The organism is Saccharospirillaceae bacterium (genome assembly GCA_022448365.1).
Taxonomy (GTDB): Bacteria; Pseudomonadota; Gammaproteobacteria; order Pseudomonadales; family Oceanobacteraceae; genus Bacterioplanoides.
On sequence record JAKVCS010000001.1, the window covers coordinates 234860 to 260990 of the forward strand.

At 47.8% G+C, this 26131-nt stretch carries 25 protein-coding genes and 1 pseudogene; 14 read left to right on the plus strand and 12 right to left on the minus strand.

Annotation, left to right across the window (positions count from 1 at the left end; translation table 11 throughout):
- Positions 1 to 124 precede the first annotated feature (124 nt).
- On the plus strand, positions 125 to 1288 hold the full coding sequence (locus MK185_01025) for an L-lactate dehydrogenase (GenBank protein ID MCH2039205.1): 1164 nt from the start codon (positions 125 to 127) through the stop codon (positions 1286 to 1288).
- 54 nt (positions 1289 to 1342) lie between these two features.
- On the opposite strand, the gene MK185_01030 is transcribed toward MK185_01025, so the two are convergent.
- From MK185_01030 to aspS, 4 genes are all read right to left on the minus strand, one after another.
- A complete protein-coding gene (locus MK185_01030) occupies positions 1343 to 1747 on the minus strand; it encodes a hypothetical protein (protein ID MCH2039206.1) in 405 nt (134 codons plus the stop codon).
- 161 nt (positions 1748 to 1908) lie between these two features.
- Positions 1909 to 2178, minus strand: coding sequence for an alpha/beta hydrolase (locus MK185_01035; GenBank protein ID MCH2039207.1), 270 nt, complete (start codon positions 2176 to 2178; stop codon positions 1909 to 1911).
- Between the two features lie 11 nt (positions 2179 to 2189).
- On the minus strand, positions 2190 to 3086 hold the full coding sequence (locus MK185_01040) for a hypothetical protein (GenBank protein ID MCH2039208.1): 897 nt from the start codon (positions 3084 to 3086) through the stop codon (positions 2190 to 2192).
- A 138-nt stretch (positions 3087 to 3224) separates the two neighbouring features.
- Positions 3225 to 5000, minus strand: a complete 1776-nt coding sequence (gene aspS / locus MK185_01045) for an aspartate--tRNA ligase (protein ID MCH2039209.1) — start codon at positions 4998 to 5000, stop codon at positions 3225 to 3227.
- Positions 5001 to 5350: 350 nt separating this feature from the next.
- Here aspS and MK185_01050 point away from each other — a divergent pair, with 350 nt between their 5' ends.
- From MK185_01050 to MK185_01065, 4 genes are all read left to right on the plus strand, one after another.
- Positions 5351 to 6169 carry an SDR family NAD(P)-dependent oxidoreductase gene (locus MK185_01050; protein ID MCH2039210.1) on the plus strand — a complete coding sequence of 273 codons (819 nt, stop codon included), beginning with the start codon at positions 5351 to 5353 and terminating at the stop codon, positions 6167 to 6169.
- Between the two features lie 186 nt (positions 6170 to 6355).
- The gene (locus tag MK185_01055; protein MCH2039211.1) at positions 6356 to 6712 is read left to right on the plus strand and encodes an HU family DNA-binding protein; all 357 of its coding nucleotides are present in this window, start codon (positions 6356 to 6358) and stop codon (positions 6710 to 6712) included.
- 85 nt (positions 6713 to 6797) lie between these two features.
- Complete coding sequence (locus tag MK185_01060) at positions 6798 to 7451, plus strand: uracil-DNA glycosylase family protein (GenBank protein ID MCH2039212.1); 654 nt, start codon at positions 6798 to 6800, stop codon at positions 7449 to 7451.
- Positions 7444 to 8181 (plus strand): SGNH/GDSL hydrolase family protein, encoded by a 738-nt coding sequence (locus MK185_01065; GenBank protein MCH2039213.1) that lies wholly within the window; start codon positions 7444 to 7446, stop codon positions 8179 to 8181. Before MK185_01060 ends, MK185_01065 begins: the two co-directional genes overlap by 8 nt.
- 115 nt (positions 8182 to 8296) lie before the next feature.
- Here MK185_01065 and MK185_01070 read toward each other — a convergent pair whose 3' ends face one another.
- From MK185_01070 to MK185_01085, 4 genes are all read right to left on the minus strand, one after another.
- Positions 8297 to 8698: a hypothetical protein gene (locus MK185_01070; GenBank protein MCH2039214.1), complete on the minus strand. Its 402-nt coding sequence runs from the start codon at positions 8696 to 8698 to the stop codon at positions 8297 to 8299.
- Between the two features lie 612 nt (positions 8699 to 9310).
- Positions 9311 to 10105: a hydroxyacylglutathione hydrolase gene (locus tag MK185_01075; protein ID MCH2039215.1), complete on the minus strand. Its 795-nt coding sequence runs from the start codon at positions 10103 to 10105 to the stop codon at positions 9311 to 9313.
- Between the two features lie 17 nt (positions 10106 to 10122).
- Positions 10123 to 10581: an HIT domain-containing protein gene (locus tag MK185_01080; GenBank protein ID MCH2039216.1), complete on the minus strand. Its 459-nt coding sequence runs from the start codon at positions 10579 to 10581 to the stop codon at positions 10123 to 10125.
- 225 nt (positions 10582 to 10806) lie between these two features.
- The gene (locus MK185_01085; protein ID MCH2039217.1) at positions 10807 to 11499 is read right to left on the minus strand and encodes a GNAT family N-acetyltransferase; all 693 of its coding nucleotides are present in this window, start codon (positions 11497 to 11499) and stop codon (positions 10807 to 10809) included.
- Between the two features lie 395 nt (positions 11500 to 11894).
- On the opposite strand from MK185_01085, the gene MK185_01090 reads away from it, so the two are divergent.
- Positions 11895 to 13130, plus strand: a complete 1236-nt coding sequence (locus MK185_01090) for a GNAT family N-acetyltransferase (protein MCH2039218.1) — start codon at positions 11895 to 11897, stop codon at positions 13128 to 13130.
- A 107-nt stretch (positions 13131 to 13237) separates the two neighbouring features.
- Here MK185_01090 and MK185_01095 read toward each other — a convergent pair whose 3' ends face one another.
- Together MK185_01095 and MK185_01100 are read right to left on the minus strand one after the other, a co-directional pair.
- Positions 13238 to 13921, minus strand: a complete 684-nt coding sequence (locus tag MK185_01095) for a hypothetical protein (GenBank protein ID MCH2039219.1) — start codon at positions 13919 to 13921, stop codon at positions 13238 to 13240.
- A 56-nt stretch (positions 13922 to 13977) separates the two neighbouring features.
- Positions 13978 to 14643 carry a HupE/UreJ family protein gene (locus tag MK185_01100; protein MCH2039220.1) on the minus strand — a complete coding sequence of 222 codons (666 nt, stop codon included), beginning with the start codon at positions 14641 to 14643 and terminating at the stop codon, positions 13978 to 13980.
- Between the two features lie 248 nt (positions 14644 to 14891).
- Between MK185_01100 and MK185_01105 the strand changes: the two genes are divergently transcribed.
- The 5 genes from MK185_01105 to MK185_01125 all read left to right on the plus strand — a co-directional run bounded on the left by MK185_01105 (position 14892) and on the right by MK185_01125 (position 21901).
- Complete coding sequence (locus tag MK185_01105; GenBank protein MCH2039221.1) at positions 14892 to 15254, plus strand: hypothetical protein; 363 nt, start codon at positions 14892 to 14894, stop codon at positions 15252 to 15254.
- Positions 15255 to 15501: 247 nt separating this feature from the next.
- Positions 15502 to 16827: a TolC family protein gene (locus tag MK185_01110; protein ID MCH2039222.1), complete on the plus strand. Its 1326-nt coding sequence runs from the start codon at positions 15502 to 15504 to the stop codon at positions 16825 to 16827.
- A 12-nt stretch (positions 16828 to 16839) separates the two neighbouring features.
- The gene (locus tag MK185_01115) at positions 16840 to 18090 is read left to right on the plus strand and encodes an efflux RND transporter periplasmic adaptor subunit (GenBank protein ID MCH2039223.1); all 1251 of its coding nucleotides are present in this window, start codon (positions 16840 to 16842) and stop codon (positions 18088 to 18090) included.
- A 14-nt stretch (positions 18091 to 18104) separates the two neighbouring features.
- Positions 18105 to 21260, plus strand: coding sequence for a CusA/CzcA family heavy metal efflux RND transporter (locus MK185_01120; protein MCH2039224.1), 3156 nt, complete (start codon positions 18105 to 18107; stop codon positions 21258 to 21260).
- 179 nt (positions 21261 to 21439) lie between these two features.
- The gene (locus MK185_01125) at positions 21440 to 21901 is read left to right on the plus strand and encodes an NAD(P)H-dependent oxidoreductase (GenBank protein MCH2039225.1); all 462 of its coding nucleotides are present in this window, start codon (positions 21440 to 21442) and stop codon (positions 21899 to 21901) included.
- 49 nt (positions 21902 to 21950) lie between these two features.
- On the opposite strand, the gene MK185_01130 is transcribed toward MK185_01125, so the two are convergent.
- Both MK185_01130 and MK185_01135 read right to left on the minus strand, forming a co-directional pair.
- On the minus strand, positions 21951 to 22490 hold the full coding sequence (locus MK185_01130) for a GGDEF domain-containing protein (protein ID MCH2039226.1): 540 nt from the start codon (positions 22488 to 22490) through the stop codon (positions 21951 to 21953).
- 63 nt (positions 22491 to 22553) lie between these two features.
- A pseudogene (locus MK185_01135) lies at positions 22554 to 22946 on the minus strand (hypothetical protein).
- 132 nt (positions 22947 to 23078) lie between these two features.
- Here MK185_01135 and murI point away from each other — a divergent pair.
- The 3 genes from murI to cls all read left to right on the plus strand — a co-directional run bounded on the left by murI (position 23079) and on the right by cls (position 26020).
- On the plus strand, positions 23079 to 23894 hold the full coding sequence (gene murI / locus MK185_01140) for a glutamate racemase (protein ID MCH2039227.1): 816 nt from the start codon (positions 23079 to 23081) through the stop codon (positions 23892 to 23894).
- A 104-nt stretch (positions 23895 to 23998) separates the two neighbouring features.
- Positions 23999 to 24550 carry a GTP cyclohydrolase I FolE gene (gene folE / locus MK185_01145; GenBank protein MCH2039228.1) on the plus strand — a complete coding sequence of 184 codons (552 nt, stop codon included), beginning with the start codon at positions 23999 to 24001 and terminating at the stop codon, positions 24548 to 24550.
- Between the two features lie 42 nt (positions 24551 to 24592).
- Positions 24593 to 26020 (plus strand): cardiolipin synthase, encoded by a 1428-nt coding sequence (gene cls / locus MK185_01150; GenBank protein ID MCH2039229.1) that lies wholly within the window; start codon positions 24593 to 24595, stop codon positions 26018 to 26020.
- Positions 26021 to 26131 lie beyond the last annotated feature (111 nt).

Consider the following 26131-nt stretch of genomic DNA (forward strand, 5'->3'; position numbering starts at 1 on the left):
ATAAAATGCAAAATTCCAGTAACTGAATGACTCGCTTACAAGATGCGTAAAGATCGTATTTCTGTTTAACTAATGACCGGCTTAAATTCCAATAAGAAATACGCTGAACAACAGAGGACAAGTTATGATAGGTTCCAGCCTCAATGTCGCCCCCGCTTGTGTTGATGACTACCGCGAGTTAGCGCGTAAACGCCTGCCGCGCCAGTTCTTCGATTATATTGATGGTCACTCCTATCAGGAAAAAACCGGCCAGGCGAACGTTGAGGCATTTGAAAACTTACAATTGCGCCAGCGCATTTTACAGGATGTATCCCGGGTTGATACCTCAACCGAATTCCTCGGCCGCCAGATGGACATGCCGGTGATTCTGGCGCCGGTTGGTTTAACTGGTTGTTTCGCCAAGCGTGGTGAAGTTCAGGGGTTAAAAGCAGCGAACAAAGCCAATGTCCCTTTTACTCTTTCCACTGTTGGTATCTGCTCGATCGAAGAGTTACAACAAGCGGCAACTCAGCCATTCTGGTTTCAGCTATACGTGATTAAAGACCATAAATTCTGCATTCGTTTATTGGAACGTGCCAAAGCAGCAGGTTGCGACACTCTGGTGTTTACTGTCGATTTACCGGTACTCGGTGAACGTTATCGTGATACTCGTAATGGCTTGTCCGGTAATGGCTCCTTATTGGGTAATTTAAAACGTGGCTGGGACATCATCTCTCACCCGCACTGGCTGCTTGACGTTCCGATTGGCGGCAAACCGCTGACCTTTGGTAATTTGCAGGAAGCCTTGCCCGATGCCCAGGGTTTATCCGATTTTAAAGGCTGGGTTGATGAGCAGTTTGATCCGAGCATATGCTGGGAAGACCTCAACTGGATTCGTGATCATTGGGACGGCAATATCGTATTAAAAGGCATACTCGATGCCGAGGATGCTAAGCAGGCGGTTGCTATTGGTGCCGATGCCATTGTGGTATCCAACCACGGTGGCCGTCAGCTCGACGGCGTGCCAGCCACTCTGGCAGTGTTGCCGGAAATAAAACAAGCGGTCGACGGTAAAACCAAAATCATCGTTGATAGCGGTATTCGCAGTGGCTTAGATGTGGTGAAAGCGTTGGCCTGTGGCGCCGATGCCTGCATGATTGGCCGCGCCTGGTCTTATGCTTTAGCAGCACGTGGCGAGCAAGGCGTCAGCCATATTCTCGATATTATGAAAAAAGAGATGCATGTGGCGATGTCGCTGACGGGTGTAAATCGCGTTGAAGAAATTGATCAGAGTATTTTGGTAAGATGAGTCCATAAACTGCAAAAGGGGGCATCTGATTTCGGCCCCCTCATTACCGTCCTACTATTTATTACAATGTTTCTCCGAAGGCTGAAAAGAAAAGCGCTGCTCAACAATGACTGGCTGCGCAGGCTTAATAACAGCAACATAGTGCTTAAAGCCACCAAGATTCATCATAGATTCCCACAACGAAATATCCTCTTTCGTCATGCCATTCTTAAGCTCAGTAACTTTTACATCCTTTGTACCACCATTATCTGTAATGGTGTATGTAACCAAACCCGAAGGCTTGGTTCCGTCATCGCCAGGTAAAAACAAACCACAGCCAAGCTCCTTACTTCTGACAACCGCGCTGTATTTATTACTTGGCGTCCAGTAGTCTCCTACCTGGTTGGACTTTACATTAATTGGTTTAAGGCCACATGCGGATATCAATGCACAGCCGGAAATAATCAGAGTTTTCTTCATTTGATGTCCTTATTTCAGTTAGAACGATACAGTCAATATTGAGTAGTCTGTTTGACGAGCCACTTTCCAATCTTTGGATAAATATCTTCCCGAGCTGTACGACCTTTTACCACCAGACCATAAGCAAAGTTTCTGGTGACCGGTTTTCTCCAGCACGGTATTTATGGTGCGTCGTTAAAGGCAGGAAATTCAAAGTCTTGTTTATTGGAAAACGGTGTACTGTGGCCATGACCACCCCACTCGAATAACCAGCAATCGAAGCCCAAATCAGAGAGATAAATGGCCAGATCACGAACGGCATCGGAATTAGATAAAGTGCCATGGGCAATAATCACCGGCAGGCCGGTGATATTGGTTTTGGCGTTTAGCAGGCGGTGAAGAACAATTTCACCGCTGCTTCTGATCTTTACAGGAAATTGGAGTTCTTTCATTTCTATTTTGCTTAGCTAGCCCCCGACTCCAGTTCATCGGAGATTAAATCGAGCTCAGCACAATATTCGTCAATTCTAGGTAAGGCCCCAGTTTCAATCGTTTTGATTAACGGTGAATAGTCCCCTTTATTCCTAGACGCCATCCCATGAATTACAGACAGCATCTCAACGTAATCATTTCGAACTACAGCAGCCCAACCAGCTTGAATCTCATGAACTGTCTCAAATCCTTCCGGAACTTTTATCTTTCTTCCAGCTATTTCGAACTCATATGCCCTTTGGTAGGCATCTTTGATTAAGTCGACAACCCTAATCAAATTATGAAAATCAACTTCGTTTGTTTCATCCGCATGCAATGCTTCAAGAAGATCAACAACCAGAAGCTGATGAGAAGTCTGAACAATCCGAATAAGGTTTTCTGGCCTAGTCTTCAACCAAGAAATGTAGTCATCGATATCCATTACTTTCTCAACTTCGATAATGACTCTGTTCCTAAGTACGTCATCCAACTTGGTATTAATGCTCTCGACGCGAGAGTTTAATAATTCATAAGCTAATGAATATTCCCAAAATGGCTTTTGAGAGAATGCAATTTTCTTCACCTTTAGGCTCTCATTTTCAAGTGCCTCAGGATAAGAGCTACGATAAAGGCTGATACAATGAATTAAAGAAAAAACGGCACTTACACCAAGAACAAGGAGTAAATATACTAATTTCGACAAGCCCCATGATTCAAAGTAGAAGTTCAAAGCCTCTATACAGACCCAAAACGAACTGAAAATTACGAAAGCCTCACCTAGCAACCTCTTCCATTGTTTAACAAAAAACTCTTTAACATGTTCGTGCCAAGGGGCATACGTCAGCTTTCGTTCGCCCGACATCCTTGGTTTTTTTGATTCATCTTCCATAACACCGCGCTCCAAATTCAACACAACCAAAAAACTAACAAAGGTTATTTACCATACTATCACTTCAAATATAAATTACTGACCAAAAAAAACGGGAGCCAAAGCTCCCGTTTTTATTACGCTCAAACCAACTAAATCTTAAGATTCTGCTTTCGGCTTCTCACGCAGTTTGATATGCAGTTCACGCAGCTGAGCGTTGCCAACCTCTCCCGGTGCGTCGGTCATAACACACGCAGCAGACTGAGTTTTCGGGAAGGCAATCACTTCACGGATCGACTGAGCACCGGTCAGCAGCATTACTAAGCGGTCTAAACCAAATGCCAGACCACCGTGTACCGGAGCACCGTACTTCAGCGCGTCCAGCAGGAAGCCAAACTTCTCTTGCTGTTCTTCTTCGCTGATACCCAGTACGTCGAATACCGTTTCCTGCATGGACTGTTCGTGGATACGGATAGAACCACCGCCCAGCTCACAACCATTAAGAACCATATCGTAAGCACGAGACAGCGCTGTGGTTGGCGCCGCTTTCAGTTCTTCCGGAGAGCATGAAGGTGCGGTGAATGGGTGGTGAATCGCAGTGATGCCACCGTCTTTGGTTTCTTCGAACATCGGGAAGTCGACAACCCACAGAGGTGCCCACTCACAAGTGTACAGGTTCAGGTCTTCACCCAGCTTACAACGCAGTGCACCCAGCGCTTCGTTTACGATCACTTCTTTATCCGCACCGAAGAAGATAATGTCGCCGTTTTGTGCGCCCAGCTTGTTCATAATGTTCATGGTGTTTTCTTCACCGATGAACTTGATGATTGGAGATTGCAGGCCGTTAACGCCGTTTTCAATCTCGTTCACCTTAATCCAAGCTAAGCCTTTCGCGCCGTAGATGCCAACGAACTTGGTGTATTCGTCGATCTGCTTACGGGAGATTTCAGCACCACCCGGTACACGCAGCGCCGCTACACGACCTTTAGGGTCTTTCGCCGGGCCAGCGAATACTTTGAATTCGATGTCTTGCAGGAATTCAGCCACGTCGACCAGCTGCAAAGGAATACGCAGGTCTGGCTTATCCGAACCGTACTTTTCCATCGCTTCGGAGTATGGCATACGTGGGAATTCACCCAACTGTACGTTTAATTCTTTTTCGAAGATTTCGGTGATCATGCCCTGCGTCAGCGACATGATTTCTTCTTCATCGATGAAAGACGCTTCGATATCGATCTGAGTGAATTCTGGCTGACGGTCAGCACGCAGGTCTTCGTCACGGAAACACTTAGCAATCTGGTAGTAACGGTCAAAACCGGAAACCATCAGCAGCTGCTTAAACAGCTGTGGCGACTGAGGCAGTGCAAAGAAATTGTGCTCGTGCGTACGACTTGGCACCAGGTAGTCCCGTGCGCCTTCGGGCGTAGCACGGGTCAGGATTGGCGTTTCGATATCCAGGAAGCCATTGTCTTCCAGGTAACGACGTACGTGGGAAGAAACCTTCGAACGGAAACGCAGCTTCTCCTGCATTTCAGGACGACGCATATCCATGTAGCGGTACTTCAGACGGATGTCTTCGCCCACGTCGGTGTAGCCGTCTAACGGGAACGGAGGCGTTGCAGCCTTGTTCACCACATTGATTTCTTTACCCAGTACTTCGATTTTACCGGTGCGCATGTTTTCGTTGATCGTGCCTTCCGGACGACCACGAACACGACCCGTGATCTGAACCACAAACTCAGAACGCACGCTGTCGGCGGTATTAAAGGCTTCAACCGTATCCGGATCGAATACCACCTGAACCAGACCTTCGCGATCACGAACGTCTAAGAAAATTACGCCACCGTGGTCACGGCGACGGTGAACCCAACCACAAAAGGTTACGGTTTCGTCAATCAAGGTTTCGTTGATATCACCACAATAGTGCGTGCGCATCGTTTGGTCCCGCATCAATACGTAATAGAAAATAAAAGTCGGGCAGTATACAGAATTTTTTCCGGGCGGCCGATACCCAAACATGAATTAATGATGAAACCTGAAAAGCAATGGCCTGAGATAGGGAAACAGCGGCTAAAAGTGGGCAAGCCACAGTGAGAATGCCTCATCTGCCCTGCCATCACGACGTAAATCCACCTTGAGAAGGCCTTTCACTCAGGTAATCTCAAACGCAGTCTGACGATTCGACATCACGTCAATGGCACATGTATCAGCAAAGCCTCATACAAACACAACAACAATATCGACGATGGGATGCTTATTAATCCCAGCTTAGGAGCCTATTCAGTATGCAATCTTTCACAAATAAAGTAGTCGTAATAACCGGTGCGGCATCCGGCATTGGTCGCGCCCTGGCGCAACAACTGAGTGTTGATGGCGCCCACCTGGCACTGTCCGACGTCAACATGGCCGGACTGGAGGAAACCAAGGCGTTACTGAAAGGAAGCGGTAACGTTACATTGCATACGTTAAACGTTGCTGACCGTGCTGCCTGGGAAGCCTACGCAGAATCGGTAATTGCTGACCATGGCCAGGTGGATGCGATCATTAACAATGCCGGTGTGGCGCTGTCAGAGACCATCGAAAAGATGAGCTACGAAGACATGGAATGGATCGTCGATATTAACTTCTGGGGTGTGGTATATGGCACCAAAACCTTCTTGCCGTTACTGAAAGCGCGCCCGGAAGCCGCCATTATTAACGTTTCAAGCATCTTTGGCATTATCGCACTCCCTACCCAGGGCGCTTACAACGCAACCAAGTTCGCAGTCCGCGGTTTTACTGAATCATTGCGCCAGGAACTGGCCAATACCAATGTCATGGTCACTACAGTTCATCCAGGCGGTATCAAAACCAATATTGTCCGCAATGGCCGCATGAAAACGTCCATGGCTGGTGATAAAACTCTGGAGCAACAAGCCCACGAGTTTGAAAAAATGGCAAGAACCACACCGGCACAAGCAGCCAGCATCATTGTCAACGGCACCTTAAAAGGCAAACGCCGCATTCTGATTGGTTCCGACGCCAAAGCAATGGATCGTGCCCAACGCTTGTTCCCGATCAAATACACCGACATATTCGGCTGGGTGTTACGGAAGTTGGCGTAAGTCAGCCAACCTGGAGCACCAAAATCTATTAATGTAGTGGATTTTTTAACCCGGTGGCTTACAAAAGCCTACAAAAACAGGGATTTCATACTTGCCTCCCTTGTCTTTTTGAATAAGAATCATGGCGCCGGTTGATTGAAGCAACCGGCCATCCGGAATAAGAATACTATTAAGGACCTGAAACTTATGCCTGCCAAAAAAGCCGCTCCTGCACGTAAAATTACTGCAGTAAAAGAGAAGTTCACCAAAACTCAAATCCTGAATGAGATCGCAGACAACACAGGTCTGTCTCGTAAAGAAGTGACTGCTGTACTGGAAGAACTCAACGTTGTTATCGAACGCCACGTTAAGAAGCGTTCAGTGGGTGAGTTCACCCTGCCTGGTCTGCTGAAGATAAAGACCGTTAAAAAGCCTGCCCAGAAAGCTCGCAAAAACGTGCCAAATCCTTTCCGTCCTGGTGAAACCATGGACGTTGCTGCAAAACCTGCTTCTACCAAAGTTAAGGTTCTGCCACTGAAAAAACTGAAAGACATGGCTCTGTAAGAGTTGTATCTTTGCGGGAAAGGCGGTCTTTGATATCCAAGGTATCAGGCCGCTTTTTTTGTGCCTGATATCCTGAATTAATATCATGTCTGAGCTGATTACCCTGCTGCAAAAAATCGAATCCTGCACCTTATGTGCTGAGCATTTACCACTTGGTCCACGCCCTGTTGTAAGGGCTTCGGAAAGCGCGCGGATTTTAATTATTGGTCAGGCTCCCGGGACAAAAGTGCATGCCAGTGGAATTCCATGGGACGATGCCAGCGGTAAACGTTTAAGGGAATGGCTGCAAACCGACCCAGACATTTTTTATGACAGCAGTAAAATCGCCATTATACCAATGGGCTTTTGTTATCCGGGCAAAGGCAAAAGTGGTGACTTACCTCCTCGTAAGGAATGCGCCCCACATTGGCATGAAACACTTTTGCAATGTATGCCCAATATCGAACTGACCTTACTGGTTGGCAATTACGCCCAGCAATATTATCTAAAAGATGCCAGTTCGAACCACAACTCAGACCCGTCGGATTCTTATCTGAAGAAATACAAAACCCTGACCGAAAGAGTCAAACATTGGCATAACGCTCCGGCTGGTTTTATTCCGCTGCCCCATCCATCACCGAGAAATCAGATCTGGTTGAAGAAAAATGCCTGGTTTGAGGATGAAGTCGTTCCTCATATTCGTGCCGAAGTACAGCGTCTTCTACCCCCAGAGCCACCAAATAGGAGCGGTTATGTTTAAACGTTTGCTAATAGTATTCAGTTATTTGGGGTATTTTCTGCTGGCTCCGGTACTGCCATTAATTGTCTGGCAGGGAAAAAACACGCGAAAAACAGCACTCAGACTGCCAGAAGCCGACGGGCCAAGATCCGGGGAGTTTAATTCTGCAACACCCGCTTCGCTGGATATTCTGCATCTCGGGGAAAGCACCGTCGCCGGGGTTGGTGTTAACCATAGCGACCTGGGTTTTACCGTCAGTATCAGTCGTGCACTAGCATCTAATAAGATTAACCACCAATGGCAATATATTGCACAAACCGGAATTGATACTTCCGGATTAATCAAACTGGTTAACGAGCATGGTACGATTCCCGATTGCAGCCACCTGATTATTACCATGGGGGTGAACGATACCACCGGGTTTTCCCGGCGTAAGCTCTGGCGTGAAAACCTGAAAACTCTGGTTAACAACGTTCAGCAAAAGAACCCAGATGCAAAGGTGATTTTCACCCAGATACCGCCCATGCATCGCTTCCCCGCACTGGCGAGACCGTTAAACTATTTTTTAGGATTACGTGCCTGGCAACTGAATCAGGAACTACAGCTGCTCTGCCAGCAGAATAACTGGTGTTTTATTTCTATAGATATTCCACTGCAACCTGAATGGATGGCAGAAGATGGCTATCACCCTAACGCCAGAGGATATCAATTATGGGGAGAAGGTGTTGCGAAAGAAATCAGCGACTTTTAAATTTGATAGAACACCAGACAAGCACTAATTTAAAACGGGCGACTGTAAGTTCGGGGCTGAAATACTATATCTAAACCTCTAAACGCCTTAACTGCAGTTCTAGACACCCTAAGATTCATCTCATCAATGGAAAGTTTTCTCTTAATCTATCTTCGACATTACACACATTAAAATCAATATCAACACTAATCAATTCCTCTTCAAGTCCAGCATGGACAATCGATGCATTAATAAGATCTACAGCATACAAAGAAAGGTATTTTTTCTCATCGAAGTTCAATTTTTGATGATTATTTATTTTTTCAATAGCACCCTCCATAGAACTCTTGCAGCCATCAAAATCCCCTAAAGAGAACAATATATGCCCTCGCAAAAGCAGATGACTATATATGACATTTCCAAACCAGTCAGATACATCAAGGTTTTTCTTTGCCCCAATATAGTCACCTTTAGAAGCTGAGCGAATCGAAAAAGTAAAAAACAAACCTGAAAAAAAAGGAAAAATCAACCTCTTCATTTATTCACCTTCATACTCTTCTAAAATATTTTTAATGCCTTTAGAAATCTTACTACCTGCAGTATGAAGAGCCCCTTTTACATTTCTTTCATGCATAGGCCTTGTCTTCTCAGATGTCTTATATAATATTTTCGTAAAACTCTCGATCAACACTTTCATTATCCAGCGTACTGGCTGAAGTATCCTTCATTCTATCATCATAAGCCTGTTTATCTGCTATGCGTTGTTGTCGTTTTCCTGCAAGACCATCAAACCCTGCCTTATTATCGACGTTATAATAAACTGGCCTTTTCTTCTCTTTCTCAAGATTTTCTTTAATAATCTCCCCTGTCTTATTCTTTAAGGGGAAAGATTTATCCGCGATTTTATCAAGTATTTTTTCACCAATCTTATCAACAGTTGCACTGACAGTGCTTTAATATTGCTTGACCAGCTTTAACCACGGGTACCGTAGCAAAACTTACGCCAGGAGAAAGACCAAAGCCAGCCACACCACCTGCCGCTTGAATTGCTCCTACAGACTATCTTGTAATATTTTCATAACCATCGGGCTTCACGATATTGGTCGTATACTTTGAATGATTATCAAATATAGAAAGGTGATGTCCCAGACTACCATTTATCCCGTAACGCACGTAATGCCTTAAAAACATCGCGGTCACCTTCCCCCAGATGCGGGAATTGTTGTTTTAAGGTTTGCCGGATTGTATCGCTATGGAGACGTAAGAACGGGTTATAACTGCGCTCCTGACCGAGCGTCATAATCGGCATATCATCATGATCCAGCTCTGCGACACTCTGCTGCCAATGCAACGCTGTGGCATTTCCGGGTTCTCGACTCAATGCAAAATTGAGATTGTTCTTCATGTAGTCATGCCCGGGATACAACAAGGTTTCGTCAGGCAGGGGATTCAACTGAGAAACAAAAGTGTCGTACATCGTATCGACATCCCCCCCGTTAAAGCAGTTTCCGGCACAAGCATTAAACAAGGTATCACCAGAGAATAAAATCGGTACCGGATTGTATTCATCGGCTTCTGCCAATAAACATAAATGCACCGGTGTATGCCCTGGCGTATACAACACTTTTAACCGGATCGAACCCAGCTCAACCAGATCTCCTGCTACCAGACCATGATCGACATTGGGGATTTTGCCCATGGCATTTTTATGCGCCCATATTTGTGCTCCGGTTGCTGCAGCAATCACCGGATTACCCTCGATATGATCATGGTGTTCGTGGGTATTAATAATGCGTTTAATTTGCCAGCCATGCTGCTCAGCCAGAGCTAACATATGTTCGCCATCTAGCGGGTCAAGGGCGATGGCTTGCTTAGTTTGTTCACAACCGATCAGATAATTGAAGTTACCCAATCGGTTGAACATATAGCGACGCAGGATTTTCATTCAGTCAGTTACCGATATTACCAGTAGATGTTATCTTCTGCGCCCTCTTCGGCCTGCAGGTCTTCGACAAAGTGGCTCTCGAACAGACTTCTTAGTTCATGTGCCCGCGCTTCCAGCGTATCCGGCGCGTAGGGTACCGCCGGGCTGTGACCCCAAACAGGCCCAGGCCATGCCAGATCATCTTCAAAACGAGCGATATGATGGACATGGAGTTGAGCTACCACGTTCCCCAGCGCTGCCACATTCATCGATTTAGCAGAAAAGTGATCAGCCATTTTTTCCGTTACCCAGACCGACTCTTTCATCATCTGCTGCTGATCTTCTGCCGACAAATGGTAATATTCTCGCAAATCACTGCGGGCCGGGACCAGAATTACCCATGGATAGCGGCTGTCATTCATCAACAGCACCTGGCACAGAGGCAGGTGCCCCAGTAAAACAGTATCTCCCTGCAGACGTTCATCGAGCTGAAACATCGTCGTTCTCCTGATCGTGAGTTTTGCTTAATCTTAGCTCCGATGTTGGCACAGGTCACTGATTTGCAGACAGTTTTTATCGGTGAGCGGCAGCACAGCGATAACATGTCTCATCACTTACCGAGAAGACAGGAACGAACCCTGGCTTACCTTGTGGCATAACATCAGCCCCATGGCCGGTTGTCGCTGGCTTGTGGTGAGTCGATATCAATCATCATATCTGCTTTACAGAGAGCGAATTTGTTGCCCGTTTTTATCAAAGTTATCAGCCACCAACCACGCCTCAAATCGCACTTTTTGTTGTGGCCATTCGCTGTCTAATAATGAAAACCAAGCCGTATCTCGGTTACGCCCGTTATACACCAAGGCCTTACGAAAGGTACCTTCGTATTGAAACCCAAGACGCTCTGCAGCTTTCCTTGAAGGAGCGTTGAAAGCGTCACATTTCCATTCATAACGACGATAACCCAGTTCATCAAAGACATACGTCATCAACAGGTACATGGCTTCGGTGGCAGTAGCTGTTTGTTGTAGCTGCGGTGAAAAATGCACGTGCCCTACTTCAATCGAGCCATGCTGTGGCTGGATACGCATTAGCGCAGTCATACCAACCGCCTGATCCGTCTTGCCATCAATGATGCAAAAAAACAGCGGATCGGTCCCAAGACAGTTCGATACCAACCAGTTCTTAAACGCACTGAAATCGACAAACGGACCATAAGCCAGATATGTCCAGTTTTTACCCGCTTGATCGAGGGCATAGGCACGAAACAATTGCTCAGCATGTTGTTCTATATCCATTTTCTCCAACCGACAAAAGCGTCCAGATAAAGGCTTTGCTTTGGGTTGTGGGCAGGCCTGCCAGTCTGGTAACGGCTCACCGATGGGTTGCCCTAACGTATTCATATACACGGTCATTTTTGCTCCTTAAAAACTCACCATTTCTTTCAAAAAACGTCCTTCGATTTTTACAAACATCAGCCTACGACGGGAGTGTATTCTCATTAATGCCTGCTGTTGTCTTGCATAGTCACACCCATAGAAATAGGCATATTCGACCGCCGGAGCGACCATCGTAGCAAGAACTCCCTGATTGCACCCTGAATATGGTGATTAAATAGCAGATGCCAGAGTAAGGAGACTGCAATACCAGTTAGCAAAACAGAACATTCAGGCATTGCCATTGTCTGAGGATTATCCCGATAATGGAGTGACACACACCGGGATTTAATTCCGCAGCGCCAAAACGTGAAGTTGCGGCAGGTGCACGACGAAAAAATAACCGATTCAACAGACTTTTTGGGTAAATACACTTGTCTGATACTCTGATTTATTATCCAGTACGATCAATTAACGAGATTGATGCATCCATATGGCAACGCTTGTTACACCAGAGTTGTGGTACTCAGCCATTGGACGAACCTGGGCTGCTTTATCCCTTTCTTGATTATCGTTTCTTAAAAGCGCTGGAAGATAATGAGTGTATCGATGCCAATATCGACAATCCTCTCGAACAAAGTCATAGCGGTTGGCTGATTCATTATCTTGTGGGTGAAAATGCAGCCGGAGAAATTCAGCAAATCCTGCCGTGTTTTATTAAACAGCACAGCTACGGCGAATATGTATTTGACTGGGCCTGGGCTGATGCGTATCAACGCCATGGTTTCGATTATTACCCCAAGTTGCTGGTGGCCGCACCTTTTACACCTGCTACCGGGCCAAGGGTATTGGGTACCTCAACACCCGACTGGTCGTCTGTTTCCGCAGAATTGTATCGCCAGTGTGTCGAGCTGGACTTATCCGGCTTGCACATCAACTTCATCAGCCAGGAGAGTCATCAGCAGTTATCCCAGGTCATTAATGTGCTCGGGCGCCAGGCATGCCAGTTTCATTGGATCAATCAGGGAGCAGATGGCGAACGCTATCAGAGTTTTGATCATTATCTGGAACACTTCACCAGCCGCAAACGCAAAAGCGTCAGAAAAGAGCGTAAGAAAGTTAGCCAACAACACATTCGCATCGAGCGTAAAACCGCTGATCAGATCAGTGACGACGACATAAAAGTCTTCTACCATTGTTACCAGATGACCTATGCCCGGCGTCGTTCCCGTGGTTATTTAAATCTGGATTTTTTCCGCCAGTTATTAGCCACTATGCCAGAACAATTATTGCTAGTTTCGGCGGCGTACGAGGATGCTCCGGATAAAACCATTGCTTGTGCCTTGTATCTGTTTGACAACGATACACTTTACGGACGTTATTGGGGGGCGTTGGCTGACATCGATGCGCTGCATTTTGAGGCTTGTTACTACCAGGGCATCGAATTTTGTATCGAGCGGGGATTAAAACGATTTGATCCGGGTACCCAGGGCGAACACAAAATCAGTCGCGGTTTTCAGCCAACGCTTACCTACAGTGGACATCAATTATTGCACCCGGAATTTAATCAGGCAGTGGCGCGTTTTCTTAATGAGGAGGAGCAGCATATTCTCGCTTACCGCGACGACGCCGAAACACTGCTGCCCTTCAGAACTCATGATACTGATTGATACCCACCGGCAAAAATGCAAGCGGTGAGCAACAGAACAAGCCCGGTATCTGATCAGGCGATCTGGCAAAAAGGAGGTCTGCAAACCAGATAAAGAACACTGAGAAATCAGATGATTTTCTTTAACTCGGTGTAATCACCTTTTACGTTCAGGGTTACCGTCACTGGATGTTTGTTACGATTGCGGAAGAACCAGCCATGATTACCGGTAAACGCTGCCGTTAAATGCCCCTGATCTGCGTCAACACCACGACCTTTTTCATAAGAAATGGATCGTCGCTGACCAGCTTCACGACCATTGCCGTGCGCATCAAAGTTGATAGGCCCACCGTCAGAAACCCAAGCATACTGAGCAACAGCTCCGCGTTGCATGACCAGTTTGTATTCCGTCCCCTGTCCCGGTGTTAACACAAATTGAACGGTATCTTTCCAGGCGGATGGTGCTGGCTTGGCATTAACTTCAACCTTGACGTCAGCTGCGTTGCTTTCGGCAATCGATTGTTGCGTTTGTTCTGGAATACGAAGCGCAGAGTCATCGGCGGGAGACGGCAGTTTTACAGCAGTTTCCAGCGTACGATCGGCCTCGGCTTCTTCCGCTAACTGCCGTTTTATTTCCCCCATATCGGTCAGACCTAACCAGCGACCAACGCCGGTTGGGTCAACGGCATATTCGGCTGGTAGTACCAGGGTGACCAGTATCAATATCGCAACCAACAGCGCCAATAAGGTGGATTTAATCAGTTGTTTTGAGCTAGGCAGCTCACCCTTCGACGGTAAATTTGCGTTGTACATAAACGTTCACTGTTAAAAACAAAAGATAAAATCCAAAGTCGCAAGCGGCGCAGAAACTAAACCAGAAAGTAACCGCTGAGTTGATAGCCTATCAACAGAAAACCCGCGCTCATCATAACAATATTTGCCTGATAAGCATGATGACCAAAGGAAGAACTGCGCCGCCAGAAGCCCATCACAATGAGAATGCCACTTAACGCCAATAACTGACCTATCTCCACCCCAAGATTAAACGCTAGTAGATTCGGAATCAGTCCATCTGGTGAAATCTGATATTCAAGAATCTTGGTAGATAACCCGAAACCGTGAAATAAACCAAATACCAGCGTGGCAACCCGGGTATCCGGCTGCACACCAAACCAGCGACGGAAAGCGCCAAGATTGTCCAACGCCTTGTACACCACGGATAAGCCAATAATCGCATCAATGATGTAACTATTGATGCCGATTTCAAAGTACACACCCAACAGCATCGTCGTGGAATGGCCCAATGCGAACAAACTCACGTACACCGCAATGTGCTGCATCCGGTAAAGGAAAAAGATCACACCAAACAGAAACAGCAGGTGATCGTAACCGGTGACCATATGTTTGGCACCCAGGTAAATAAACGCAACAAGATGGGTTCCGGAAATCTCCTGAATGTACCCCTTATCCCCTTCGGCAACGGCATGACCGACCGCGTCCAGCGGTAATGCAAAGAGTACCAGTATAGGCAGCAATCGCTTCCCGTGTTGATAAAACAAGAAGAATGCGCAAGCTGCAATGTAGGTCCGGAGTGCTTTCGTCTGCAAAGGATATAACCGATGTTGGCTGTCTTCAGAATACGATATGGCACGCATTCAATTCATTGATGAGACCTTACCATCGACCACCGGTCGCAAGCCAATCTGAGGCCATGCAGCATGTATAGAAACGTAATCCGAATTGCCTAGCCGTGGGTAATTACGTATTTTGTCGAAAACTTTGTATGGGTCAAATCATGTCGCTGCGACTGGTTTTGGTATTTTTATTATTGCTACAGCACACACTGGTTAACACCGTTGCGGCCTCGGTGCACCTGTCTGCTGAAGACCATTCCATACGAGAAACACCCCATATTCATTCCTTAAGCGCTCTGATCGATATATTTTCAGACCAAACGTCGGAAGCAGATTCGCACGGAGAGGAAGGCCACGATACCCGTGATGAAGTACACGTTCATGTGGTAGTTCCCCTTGCCCATGTTACCGAAGTGGCCCTGGTAGAAATGCAAAGCGAGAGACCGCTGACCGTTTACCTGAGCTACAGCGGCATCACGCATCAGCCCCTGCTCCCCCCACCCAACGCCTGATTCACACTCAAAAACCGTCTTTCACAGCGGTTCTATGCGATTCGGGTCGTCAGTACGTACGGCGCTGAAGGCAGCTTCTAGGTGCTCGTTCATCAAATATAAACGGTGCTTACTTGCTGACCTTTGTCTCCCTCTGACGTCCCCGATAACACTTTGATACCGCTTGGTTTAAAAATTTGAATTTCGTTGCTTGGTATCGACCTGCAGCCTCTGGTTTGCACGTTCGCTGAGCACAGGTGGAAACTCGATGAAAACTCATACCCCGCAAGGCGTATTGATACCCTTGCTGATGTGCTGCGGTTTCAGCACCCTTGTTGAGGCTGATATTTCAGCCAATAACGGCAATGTCCTGACGCTGCAGCAAGCAGTAAATCGCACGCTGCAGAACAACCCGCACTTATTGGCCTACCCGTTTTATCTGCGTCAGGCCGATGCCGATAAGCTGCAGGCTGACATTCGCCCCATCCCACAGGTTGGTCTGAGTGCCAACAATATCCTCGGTAGCGGCAACAAGTCCGGTCTGGATGAGGCGGAAATCACGCTGTCATTCAGCCAAACGATTGAACTTGGTGACAAACGTCAGTCTCGTCATCGCCTCGCTGCAGGCAAGCAACAACTGCTTCAGGTTGAATACGATATCAGTCGTCTCGATACGTTGGCAGAAACCAGCCGTCGTTATTACCAACTGCTGGCACTGCAAGCAAAGGGAGACTTGCTGCAACAACGCATTCGACGCGAGCGTCAGGCACTCAGTGTCATCAAGCAGCGCGCTCGTGCCGGTGCGGTAGCTCAGGCGGATGTTGCCAATATGGCGCTGCAAGTCGCCAATAGTGAGGCTCAACAGCATCACAACTCGCGTGATCAACAACAAGCACGCCTGAGCCTGAGTCAGATGTGGCTGGCCAAAGCCGATTTTACTGCCGTCGCCGGATCACTGATCCAATCGCCTGCCTTACCCGGTCAAACCGAGCTGACAGCGAAAATTGATAACGGTATAAAATCGTTGCCCGATTACCGTTACCAGCTGGCAATGCAACGCCTGGCCGATAACCAACTCAAGCTGGCCCAGGCGAATGGTCGTTCCAACGTCACCCTGACAGCTGGTATTCGCCAACTCGAAGCAACTGGCGATCAGGCATTGATGGTTGGCTTTTCTATGCCACTGGCGTTCGACAATCCCAATCGTGGCCGCATCAGCAAGGCTCAGATAACACAGCAATTATCGCTGCAGCAAACCGACATCAAACGCCAGCAACTCAGCCTGGAGCTGACCGGCATCCAGCAGCAGCTGACAGCTAATCTGGAACACGCAGAGCATATCGAAACACAACAAATGCCTCTTGCGCGTCAACTGCTGCAAAGCAGTCAGACCGCTTATACCCAGGGGCGTTATTCAGTGTTGCAGTGGATAGATGCACAACAACAATTTTTCCGTTTACAGCTGCGCTTAATCGACACACGTCTGGCTGTGTTCAATCAGATTCTTGAGCTGGAGCGTGTGCTGGACCGTCCGATAGTGTCACCAACGGCACAATCAGAAACAACTGACGGTTTGGCAGAGAACAATATTTAAAGGTTTCAAACGATGAAAACATTCACATTTAACACCCTGTTGCGAGCTGTATTTATGGGTTCGCTATTATTCCCGGTTTCGTCTTTTGTAATGGCAGGCGGCGATCATGGTCACCACGACCATCATGAAGAACAAGAAGAAGCCAAAGGACCAAACGGCGGCAAGCTGTTAACAGAGGGGAATTTCGCATTAGAAATGACCATCTTCGAAAATGGCATTCCCGCAGAAATGCGTTTGTTCTCTTATGAAAATGGTGAAGCGATTGCACCCGAACAATTGAACGTTAGCGTGACACTTGATCGCTTAGATGGCACACGTAACACACTGCGCTTTAGTCCGGAGCGCGGTTATCGCGTCAGTGATCAAACCATCGCAGAACCGCACTCTTACGACGTGACCGTTCTTGCCAGCTTCGAGGGCAGAAGTTTCCAATGGAAATTCGATAGCCACGAGGGTCGCACTGAAATCACACCGCGTTTAGCGCGATTATCGGGCATAGAAACCGAAATCGCAGGCTCACAGGTGATCAGAACCAGCGATACCTTATTTGGCGTTATTGGCGCTCCTCAGGATCAGGTATTTAACCTGCACGCGCCATACTCCAGCATTGTTGAAAAAGTATTGGTCACCGTCGGCGATTCGGTGAAAAAAGGCCAGATATTGATGCGTCTGAAAAATACCGAGACTCTGCAAAGTTACAGTCTAACCAGTCCAAGCGGCGGTGAGGTAACTGACCTGAACGTTAACCAGGGTGATCGCGCTTTTAACCAGTCATTGATTCAGATTTCCGACCTGTCCAGGGTCTGGGTGAACTTATCCGCTTTTCCGGAAAATATTGAACACATCGCCATTGGCCAGGAGGTCGAAGTGTATGACATGCATGATCACGAACGAACCCTGGGGACCATAGAATACGTTGCACCACAAATGACTGGCGGTCATATCGCTCGTGCTCGTGCAGTCATCGATAATCAGAAAGGTCATTGGCGACCCGGTATGCACATCAAAGCCGATGTAAAAATTTCCGAACGACAGGTGCCACTGGCAGTTAAAACCTCTGCCCTGCAAACCTTCCGTGAGATGCCGGTGGTATTCGCAAAATACAACAACCAGTATGAAGTGCGCATGCTGACAATGGGTGAACAAAATGACGACTGGATCGAAGTGTTGGAAGGCCTTACGCCCGGCACAGAATACGTCACAGAAAACAGCTTTTTATTAAAAGCTGACATTCTGAAAGACGGCGCCAGCCACGATCATTAAACAGGGAGCGACCCATGAATCAATTAATTAACTTTGCCGTTGAACGGCGCTGGTTGGTGTTAGCTGCCACCTTGTTAATTGCCGTGCTTGGTATGTATAACGCCACCAAACTTCCGATCGATGCGGTGCCGGATATTACCAATGTACAGGTACAGATTAACAGCGAGGCCACAGGTTATTCGCCGTTAGAAGCGGAACAGCGTATTACCTATATCGTTGAAAATGCCATGGCAGGGATTCCTGATCTGGATTACACCCGATCGGTATCTCGCTACGGTCTGTCTCAGGTAACGGTGATATTTAAAGAAGGTACGGATATTTATTGGGCACGCCAGCAAATCAGTGAACGTCTGCAGGGCATCCGTAACAATCTGCCACGGGGTATTGAGCCGGAACTCGGCCCGATTGCCAGTGGTTTGGGTGAAATCTTTATGTATTCGGTCGCGGCCGAAAAAAATGCCGTTAAAGCCGATGGCACAGCTTACACCGCTCAGGATCTGCGCGAAATTCAGGACTGGATCATTCGTCCCCAACTGGTGACGGTGCCCGGCATAACGGAGATCAACACCATTGGTGGTTATGAAAAGGAATATCAGGTTGCTCCCTTCCCAGGCAAGCTGTTGGCCTACAAGCTAACCATCGCCGATATTATTACGGCACTGGAAAACAATAATCAAAATACCGGTGCTGGTTATATCGAGCGTAACGGCGAGCAATGGTTAATTCGCTCACCAGGCCAATTACATTCTCTTGATGACATTGCGCAATTAGTCGTCGCTAAGCGTGATGATGCGCCGGTAAGAGTAAAAGATCTGGCTGATGTACGTTTTGGCAAAGAACTGCGAACCGGAGCGGCTACCCGCAATGGTGAGGAAACGGTGCTCGGTACCGCCTTTATGTTGCTGGGTGAAAACAGCCGAACCGTTTCTGAAGCTGTCGCCCAGCGGCTCAAGGAGATTAATCCGAGTTTACCCCTGGGTGTGTATGCCGAGGCCTTATACGACCGCACGACGCTGGTAGAAAAAACCATCGATACCGTCAAGACCAACCTGTTTGAGGGGGCCGTACTGGTTATTGCGGTGTTGTTCGCTCTGCTGGGAAATATTCGAGCGGCATTAATTGCAGCATTGGTGATTCCGCTGAGTATGCTATTTGCCATTACCGGTATGACCAGCAATCGGGTATCGGGCAACCTGATGAGCCTGGGTGCGATTGATTTTGGTCTGATTGTCGATGGTGCTGTTATTGTTGTGGAAAATTCTTTGCGCCGCTTAGGCCTGGCGCAACAGCAGCATGGTCGTTTATTAACCCTGCAGGAACGCCTGAAAGAAGTGGCGGTCGCCACCCGCGAAGTATTCCGCCCGGCAGTCTTTGGCGTCTTAATTATTATGCTGGTGTATTTACCAATTTTCGCTTTAACCGGTGTTGAAGGAAAAATGTTCCACCCAATGGCTTTTACCGTGGTCGCAGCATTGTTAGGTGCCTTAATTTTCTCGGTGACCTTTGTTCCGGCAGCTATCGCCATTCTGGTGACAGGCAACGTCCGCAAGCAAGAAAATACCGTAATGAATAAAGCACGACAGCTGTATTTACCGATATTAAAAACATCACTCAATAACGCTCCTTTGGTGATGCTGACTGCGTTGCTTCTGGTACTGGGTAGTGCTTTTCAGGCAAGCCGCATGGGCAGCGAGTTTCTGCCACAGCTGGATGAGCATGACATCGCGTTACATGCATTACGCATTCCCGGCACCGGTATTGAACAGGCAACACGTATGCAACAGGTGCTGGAGAAACAACTACAACAAATACCCGAAGTCAGAACCACCTTTGCTAAAATCGGTACCGCAGAAGTAGCAACGGACCCGATGCCACCGAATGTCGCTGATGCATTTTTAATGTTAAAGCCGCGAGCTGAATGGCCAGATCCGGGCAAGAGTAAACAACAACTGGTGCAGGAAGTGCGTGAGTTGGTAGAGCGTATTCCAGGCAATAACTACGAGCTCACCCAACCAATTGAAATGCGTTTCAACGAATTAATCGCCGGGGTGCGTTCCGACGTTGCGATTCGTATCGTTGGCGATGATCTTGATGTGATGGCGCAATACGCCGAAAAAGCGACAGCCCTGTTAGCAACAATTGCCGGCGGCCGCGATGTACGTATGGAGCAGGCCAAAGGTTTGCCAATGATATCGGTGGTTCCGGATCGCGATCACCTGGCATTGTTGGGGTTAACCGTAGCCGATATTCAGAACGCTCTGCAAACCGCTATCAGTGGTCGGCAGACGGGCTTGATATATGAGGGTGATCGCCGTTTCAAACTGCTGGTGCGTATGGATAAAAGTCTGCGTAAAAATCCAGAAGCGCTGGCGCAGATTCCGGTGGCGATTCCCTACCCCGCTAATCCGGATGATGAAAAATCTGAGCTGGATTATGTGCCGCTCGGAGAAGTCGCAGACATCATCGAAATTCAGGGTCCCAACCAGATTAACCGTCGCTTTGGTAAACGCAATATCGTTGTCACAGCGAATGTTGAAGGTCGTGACCTGGGCTCATTTATAAAAGAGACCCAGCAGGTTATGCGCGATCAACTTGAGTTACCGGCCGGCTATTGGCTGGAATACGGCGGCACATTTGAACAGCTGCAGTCTGCCAGTCAGCGCTTGAGCATGGTGGTTCCGCTGACGTTATTGCTGATTTTAGGGCTGCTTTACAGCGCCTTTCATTCGCTGCGTGATGCTTTGGTGATCTTTACCGGTGTCCCGCTGGCATTAACTGGCGGCGTAATTGCTCTGACACTGCGCGATATGCCACTGTCGATTTCGGCAGCTGTAGGCTTTATTGCGTTATCCGGTGTTGCGGTTTTAAACGGCGTGGTGATGCTGTCGTTTATTCGCGAATTACGCGATGAGGGCCAACAGATGGCTCAGGCAATCTGTGACGGTGCCAGTCAGCGTTTGCGTCCGGTACTGATGACAGCACTGGTGGCCAGCTTGGGTTTTGTTCCCATGGCGTTTAATTCCGGGACAGGGGCTGAAATCCAGCGACCACTCGCTACCGTCGTTATTGGTGGGATTATTTCATCGACTCTGCTTACGCTGGTCGTGTTACCAACATTGTATCAGTGGGTATACCGATATTTCGGTGAGAACAATGCCAGCACGAATTAATTACTGACAGAAAACAGCGCGCGATTCGCTAATACCGCGCGATCATATTCACACAACAAAGCGATCCTCAAATGAGGATCGCCGCAATGGACCGCAACAGATCGTCTGAATATCAAACGTAAGGAATCGCGTTGTAAACTGCGTTATGCTTTAGCCATCCAAGTTCACGCAGCCAAACCATGAAGAACCTACTGGTCATAGCGCACACACCGTCTGATAATCTTCAGAAAATTACTTCAGCAATCAGAGCAGGCTTTGAATCAGCAGAGTCCAGACAGGTTTCGATCACCATACGGTCCCCCTTTGACACGCAACCGCACGCGGTAAAATCTGCAGCAGCGATTTTATTGCTTACGCCAGAAAATCTCGGTTATATCTCTGGCGCACTGAAGGATTTCTTTGACCGTTGTTACTATCCTTGCCTGGAAGAAACTCAGGGTAAACCCTGTGCAGCCATTATTCGTGCAGGTCATGACGGGACCGCCAGTGTTAGCGCTTTACAGACCATCACAACCGGACTGCGCTGGCGCTGGGTACAGGCGCCATTAATTCTTCGTGGTGAGTGGCAAAAGCACTTTCTTGAGCAAGCGGAGGAGCTGAGTTGTGCCATGACCATGGCGTTGGATCAGGGAATCATCTGATGATGGCAGTAATAAACTGAAATACACCCGGTGCTGGGTATCATTAAAATCACTGTTCGACGCTTAAAAAGCGATCTCTGCCTTGTTTTTTAGCGCGGTACAAATAGCTGTCGAGGAAGTCGAGAACCTGAGACAGTTTCAGTTCCTGATGAGGACGAGGAGTAACCGAGATATAGCTGCCTGAGGCAGTCAGTGGAACTACTTTGCCATGATCATTTTTTACCGCCATGCCATGAATGGCTTTTTGCACCCGGGCAACAACCGCATCTAGCTGATCCGGCTGACAACCGGGTAAAATCAGCGCAAATTCTTCACCACCCAAGCGACCCACATGGTCGGTTGGCCGCATTACTCCTTTCAGGGTTTTACACAACTGTTTCAGAACACGATCACCGGTACCGTGACCATGCACATCGTTGACTTGTTTAAAGTGATCGATATCTAACAGAATCATGGCAAACACATGATATTGACGTTGGCCCCTCGACCATTCGCGGCAATAGGTGCGTTCAAAACCACGACGATTTTCCGCTCCGGTAAGCGGATCGGTCAGTGCCAGTCTCGCTTGCTCTTCCGATTGTTTCACCATCACCAGGCAGGCAGCAATCACCGCTGCCAGATGTTGCATAAAGTCGGTCGCCATACCCGGCTGAAAACGATCATCATTATTTGAATATAAACGCAGCTGACCGAGGTACAGATTATTCCGCATCAGAGGCAATGCCAGACCACTCTTCCAGGGAGGAGGAGGCGTTACGGCATGTGCTTCAATAATGGGAACACGGCTTTGGAATTCGAGTTGATTCAATAACACGCCCTGATCAATATCCAGCGCTTGCAACATAGCCGCTTTCAATTCGCCGTCGGGATCGCAGACTTTCAGCGTGGCAGCATCGAGATCAAACTGGTCGGGCAACCCCTCCAGCAACAGAGTCAGAAAGTCCAGCCAGGTCTGGCAGGAAAGTAGTTGTAGTTCAAAAGCCTGCAGTCGCTTTAACAGCGCTTCATTGCGCCTGGCGTTTTCCAGCAGTTCCGTCAGATCCACGCGGGTACAGCTCCTTTATCAATTTAATCAGTATAGATGCTCGTTTCAATTTCACCTGCCATTCAATGAAATCGGCGGAAAAAAAACCGTTTCTTTGCTAGACTCTCGCGCTTTCATTTGTCCCGTAGCGATATGTCTCAAAGCGTCTTATTTTTTGACTCTGGTGTTGGTGGCCTCAGCGTATTGGCAGAAGTACGCCAGCTCTGTCCGCAGCTGGAATTGCGCTACCTGATGGATGATGCCCAATTTCCTTATGGTCTGAAGCCTGACGATGCTTTGCAAAAACGGGTTGTTGAGGTTTGCCAGCAGGCAGTTAGCGCGTTTGCGCCAGACCTGCTGGTAATTGCCTGCAACACCGCCAGCACCCTGACGCTACCGCAGTTACGCCAGACAATAGACATCCCGATTGTTGGGGTGGTACCTGCCATAAAACCCGCAGCCGCGTTGGCTAATGGTGGCCATATTGGCTTGCTTGCCACACCAGCAACGGTTGACCGCCTGTACATCAAAGACCTGATTCAGGACTTCGCTGAACATTGCCAGGTGGTTCGCTTTGGCAGTTCGCAGTTGGTGCAATGGGCTGAAGATCATCTGCTCAATGACCAGCCCCTGACCCAACTGAAAGACCACCTGCAACCCTGGTTTAACGATTACCCAGCGATGTCTCATGTGGTGCTTGGTTGTACCCATTTCCCGCTACTGAAACAACAATTACGCCAGCACTGGCCGGCTATCAGCTGGATTGATTCGGGTGAGGCCATTGCCCGCAGGGTGGCTTCACTGCTGCAACAACCGTTAACGACCCCGTCTCAGATATCTGGACAAACCGCTGCCACGCACGCCGGAATGCACCTTTACTGGACTTCATCTCAGCCACATCAACCCGGCGCAGAACGTTTTCTGCGACAGCTGGGCGAACTGCAGGACGTAAGGTCTTTGCCGTGCTGAAACTGAAAATTCTTATACAATCAACCAGCCGTTGTATAACTTTTTAATTTTTGAGTAAAATACACAACTTATTATCAAGTCAGCAACCGAATAACGGAAACTTCATGTCGAATCTTGATCAACACTACCGCCAGATTCTCAGCGAACTGGGCGAAGACGTTAACCGCGAAGGCTTATTAGATACGCCCAAACGTGCTGCTAAAGCCATGCAATACCTAACCAGCGGTTACACCACCAGCCTCGAAGAAGTGGTCAATGGTGCGGTTTTTACCAGTGATAACGATGAAATGGTGGTGGTCGAAGGCATCGAATTCTATTCCATGTGTGAACACCACATGCTGCCGTTCCTTGGTAAAGCGCACATTGGCTACCTACCCAATGGCAAAGTACTGGGGTTATCTAAATTCGCACGAATTGTTGATGTGTTTGCCCGTCGTTTCCAGATTCAGGAAAACATGACCAAGCAAATAGCCGATGCAGTAACGGAAGTTACCGGCTGTCGTGGCGTCGGTGTGATCATCGAAGCGAAACACATGTGTATGATGATGCGCGGTGTACAGAAACAAAACTCCATGATGCGTACGTCTGTGATGCAAGGTGACTTCCGCGACAACCAGTCAACCCGCACTGAGTTTATGCGCTTGATTGGAATGTAACTTTACTCTGATAATCATCGCAGCAACAAATTCGGAGCTGCGATGACTTTACCCGATTGGTGGTTAGCCACACTTTCTCTTTATCTCTTAGGCACCGCCTTCGCACTTGATGCCGTTTGGCAGGGACGAACCGCACAAGGAACCATCGCCTGGCTCGTTGTACTGATCTTTATCCCGATGGTTGGCATTCCGCTGTATTTACTATTCGGCAGCCGTAAATTTCACGGTTACCGACTGGCGCGTCGTCGTGGAGACGCCCGTCTTAATGCACTGAACCATCAAATTCGCCTCTCGTTAATGCCTTTTGCCAGCCCTGCGAACGCCATTACTCAGCCGCTTTATAATCTCTTTCGTTTGCCAATGACACACAGTAATCACTGTCAATTACTGATTAATGGCGAGCAAACTTTCGCAGCAATGGAGCAAGCGATTCGTCAGGCAAACCATTCCATCTGCGTACAATTTTATATCGTCCGGGATGACGCTACTGGCCAACAGCTGGCCGATGCGCTAATCGAAAAAGCGCAGCAAGGTATTCAGGTGTATTTCCTCTACGATGAGATTGGTAGCCATGGCCTGAGTACCACGTTTACAGAAAAACTGGCGAATGCCGGCGTGCGTATTTCACGATTTAATGCATTACAACTGCGCCATCGTTTGCAGATTAATTTCCGCAATCACCGTAAATTAATGCTGATTGATGGCGAACGATGCTTTATTGGCGGCATCAACCTGGGCGATGAATACCTCAATAAGAATCACCAGTGGCGCGATACACATATACAGATTCACGGTCCGTCGGCGTTAACCTTTCAATTATCTTTTATTGAAGACTGGTACTGGGCGACGCAATATCTTCCGCGGTTAAAATGGCAGCCAGTGGCTGCCATCAATTCGCCAGATAATCGTCCATCAGACAGCGACAACACCAGCCACAGCGCGGTAATGTGCATTAATACCGGTCCGGCAGATAACCAGGAAAGTGCCAGCTTATTTTTCAGCCATTTGATCCACCAGGCAAAAAAACGCGTATGGATTGCCACCCCCTACTTCGTGCCAGACATCGCCACTCTATCGGCATTGAGGCTGGCTGCTCTGAAAGGTCTCGATGTCAAAGTCCTGCTACCCGCCCGCACCGATAAATGGCTGGTACAACAAGCGATGGGCAGTTATGTCGAAGAACTGAGTCCTTGTGGTGTGCAGTTTTATCACTATCAGCCGGGCTTTATGCATCAAAAGGTGCTGTTAATTGACGAGCACTGGAGTTCAATTGGCAGTGCTAATCTTGATAACCGATCGTTACGGATTAATTTCGAGGCCAATGCACTCATCTTTGATGAGCAGTTTGCAGCCCAGATTGAAACGATGTTGCAACAGGATCTGGAACAATCGTTGCCTTTGGCGGTTAACAACAGTCGCATCAAACGATTAATAACTAAAACAGCACGCTTAAGCGCACCAATTTTGTAATGACTGCAATCCTGAAGTTTGCCTTTAACAAACTCTGTTTGAAAATAATTCCACTGAACGAGATCAGATCAAAATTAATTCTTTTTAATTAGACAAAAATACCAACATCAT

Excerpts from the sequence above, each read along its gene's own strand:
- MK185_01110 (MCH2039222.1), top strand. The coding sequence starts at position 15,502 with ATGAAAACTCATACCCCGCAAGGCGTATTGATACCCTTGCTGATGTGC.
- MK185_01030 (MCH2039206.1), bottom strand. The coding sequence starts at position 1,747 with ATGAAGAAAACTCTGATTATTTCCGGCTGTGCATTGATATCCGCATGT.
- MK185_01115 (MCH2039223.1), top strand. The coding sequence starts at position 16,840 with ATGAAAACATTCACATTTAACACCCTGTTGCGAGCTGTATTTATGGGT.
- MK185_01095 (MCH2039219.1), bottom strand. The coding sequence starts at position 13,921 with ATGTACAACGCAAATTTACCGTCGAAGGGTGAGCTGCCTAGCTCAAAA.
- MK185_01080 (MCH2039216.1), bottom strand. The coding sequence starts at position 10,581 with ATGTTTCAGCTCGATGAACGTCTGCAGGGAGATACTGTTTTACTGGGG.
- MK185_01035 (MCH2039207.1), bottom strand. The coding sequence starts at position 2,178 with ATGAAAGAACTCCAATTTCCTGTAAAGATCAGAAGCAGCGGTGAAATT.
- MK185_01040 (MCH2039208.1), bottom strand. The coding sequence starts at position 3,086 with ATGGAAGATGAATCAAAAAAACCAAGGATGTCGGGCGAACGAAAGCTG.
- MK185_01085 (MCH2039217.1), bottom strand. The coding sequence starts at position 11,499 with ATGACCGTGTATATGAATACGTTAGGGCAACCCATCGGTGAGCCGTTA.
- MK185_01125 (MCH2039225.1), top strand. The coding sequence starts at position 21,440 with ATGAAGAACCTACTGGTCATAGCGCACACACCGTCTGATAATCTTCAG.
- folE (MCH2039228.1), top strand. The coding sequence starts at position 23,999 with ATGTCGAATCTTGATCAACACTACCGCCAGATTCTCAGCGAACTGGGC.
- MK185_01060 (MCH2039212.1), top strand. The coding sequence starts at position 6,798 with ATGTCTGAGCTGATTACCCTGCTGCAAAAAATCGAATCCTGCACCTTA.
- MK185_01065 (MCH2039213.1), top strand. The coding sequence starts at position 7,444 with ATGTTTAAACGTTTGCTAATAGTATTCAGTTATTTGGGGTATTTTCTG.
- MK185_01120 (MCH2039224.1), top strand. The coding sequence starts at position 18,105 with ATGAATCAATTAATTAACTTTGCCGTTGAACGGCGCTGGTTGGTGTTA.
- cls (MCH2039229.1), top strand. The coding sequence starts at position 24,593 with ATGACTTTACCCGATTGGTGGTTAGCCACACTTTCTCTTTATCTCTTA.
- MK185_01130 (MCH2039226.1), bottom strand. The coding sequence starts at position 22,490 with ATGGTGAAACAATCGGAAGAGCAAGCGAGACTGGCACTGACCGATCCG.
- aspS (MCH2039209.1), bottom strand. The coding sequence starts at position 5,000 with ATGCGCACGCACTATTGTGGTGATATCAACGAAACCTTGATTGACGAA.
- MK185_01055 (MCH2039211.1), top strand. The coding sequence starts at position 6,356 with ATGCCTGCCAAAAAAGCCGCTCCTGCACGTAAAATTACTGCAGTAAAA.
- MK185_01075 (MCH2039215.1), bottom strand. The coding sequence starts at position 10,105 with ATGAAAATCCTGCGTCGCTATATGTTCAACCGATTGGGTAACTTCAAT.
- MK185_01050 (MCH2039210.1), top strand. The coding sequence starts at position 5,351 with ATGCAATCTTTCACAAATAAAGTAGTCGTAATAACCGGTGCGGCATCC.
- MK185_01105 (MCH2039221.1), top strand. The coding sequence starts at position 14,892 with ATGGGTCAAATCATGTCGCTGCGACTGGTTTTGGTATTTTTATTATTG.
- MK185_01070 (MCH2039214.1), bottom strand. The coding sequence starts at position 8,698 with ATGAAGAGGTTGATTTTTCCTTTTTTTTCAGGTTTGTTTTTTACTTTT.
- MK185_01025 (MCH2039205.1), top strand. The coding sequence starts at position 125 with ATGATAGGTTCCAGCCTCAATGTCGCCCCCGCTTGTGTTGATGACTAC.
- murI (MCH2039227.1), top strand. The coding sequence starts at position 23,079 with ATGTCTCAAAGCGTCTTATTTTTTGACTCTGGTGTTGGTGGCCTCAGC.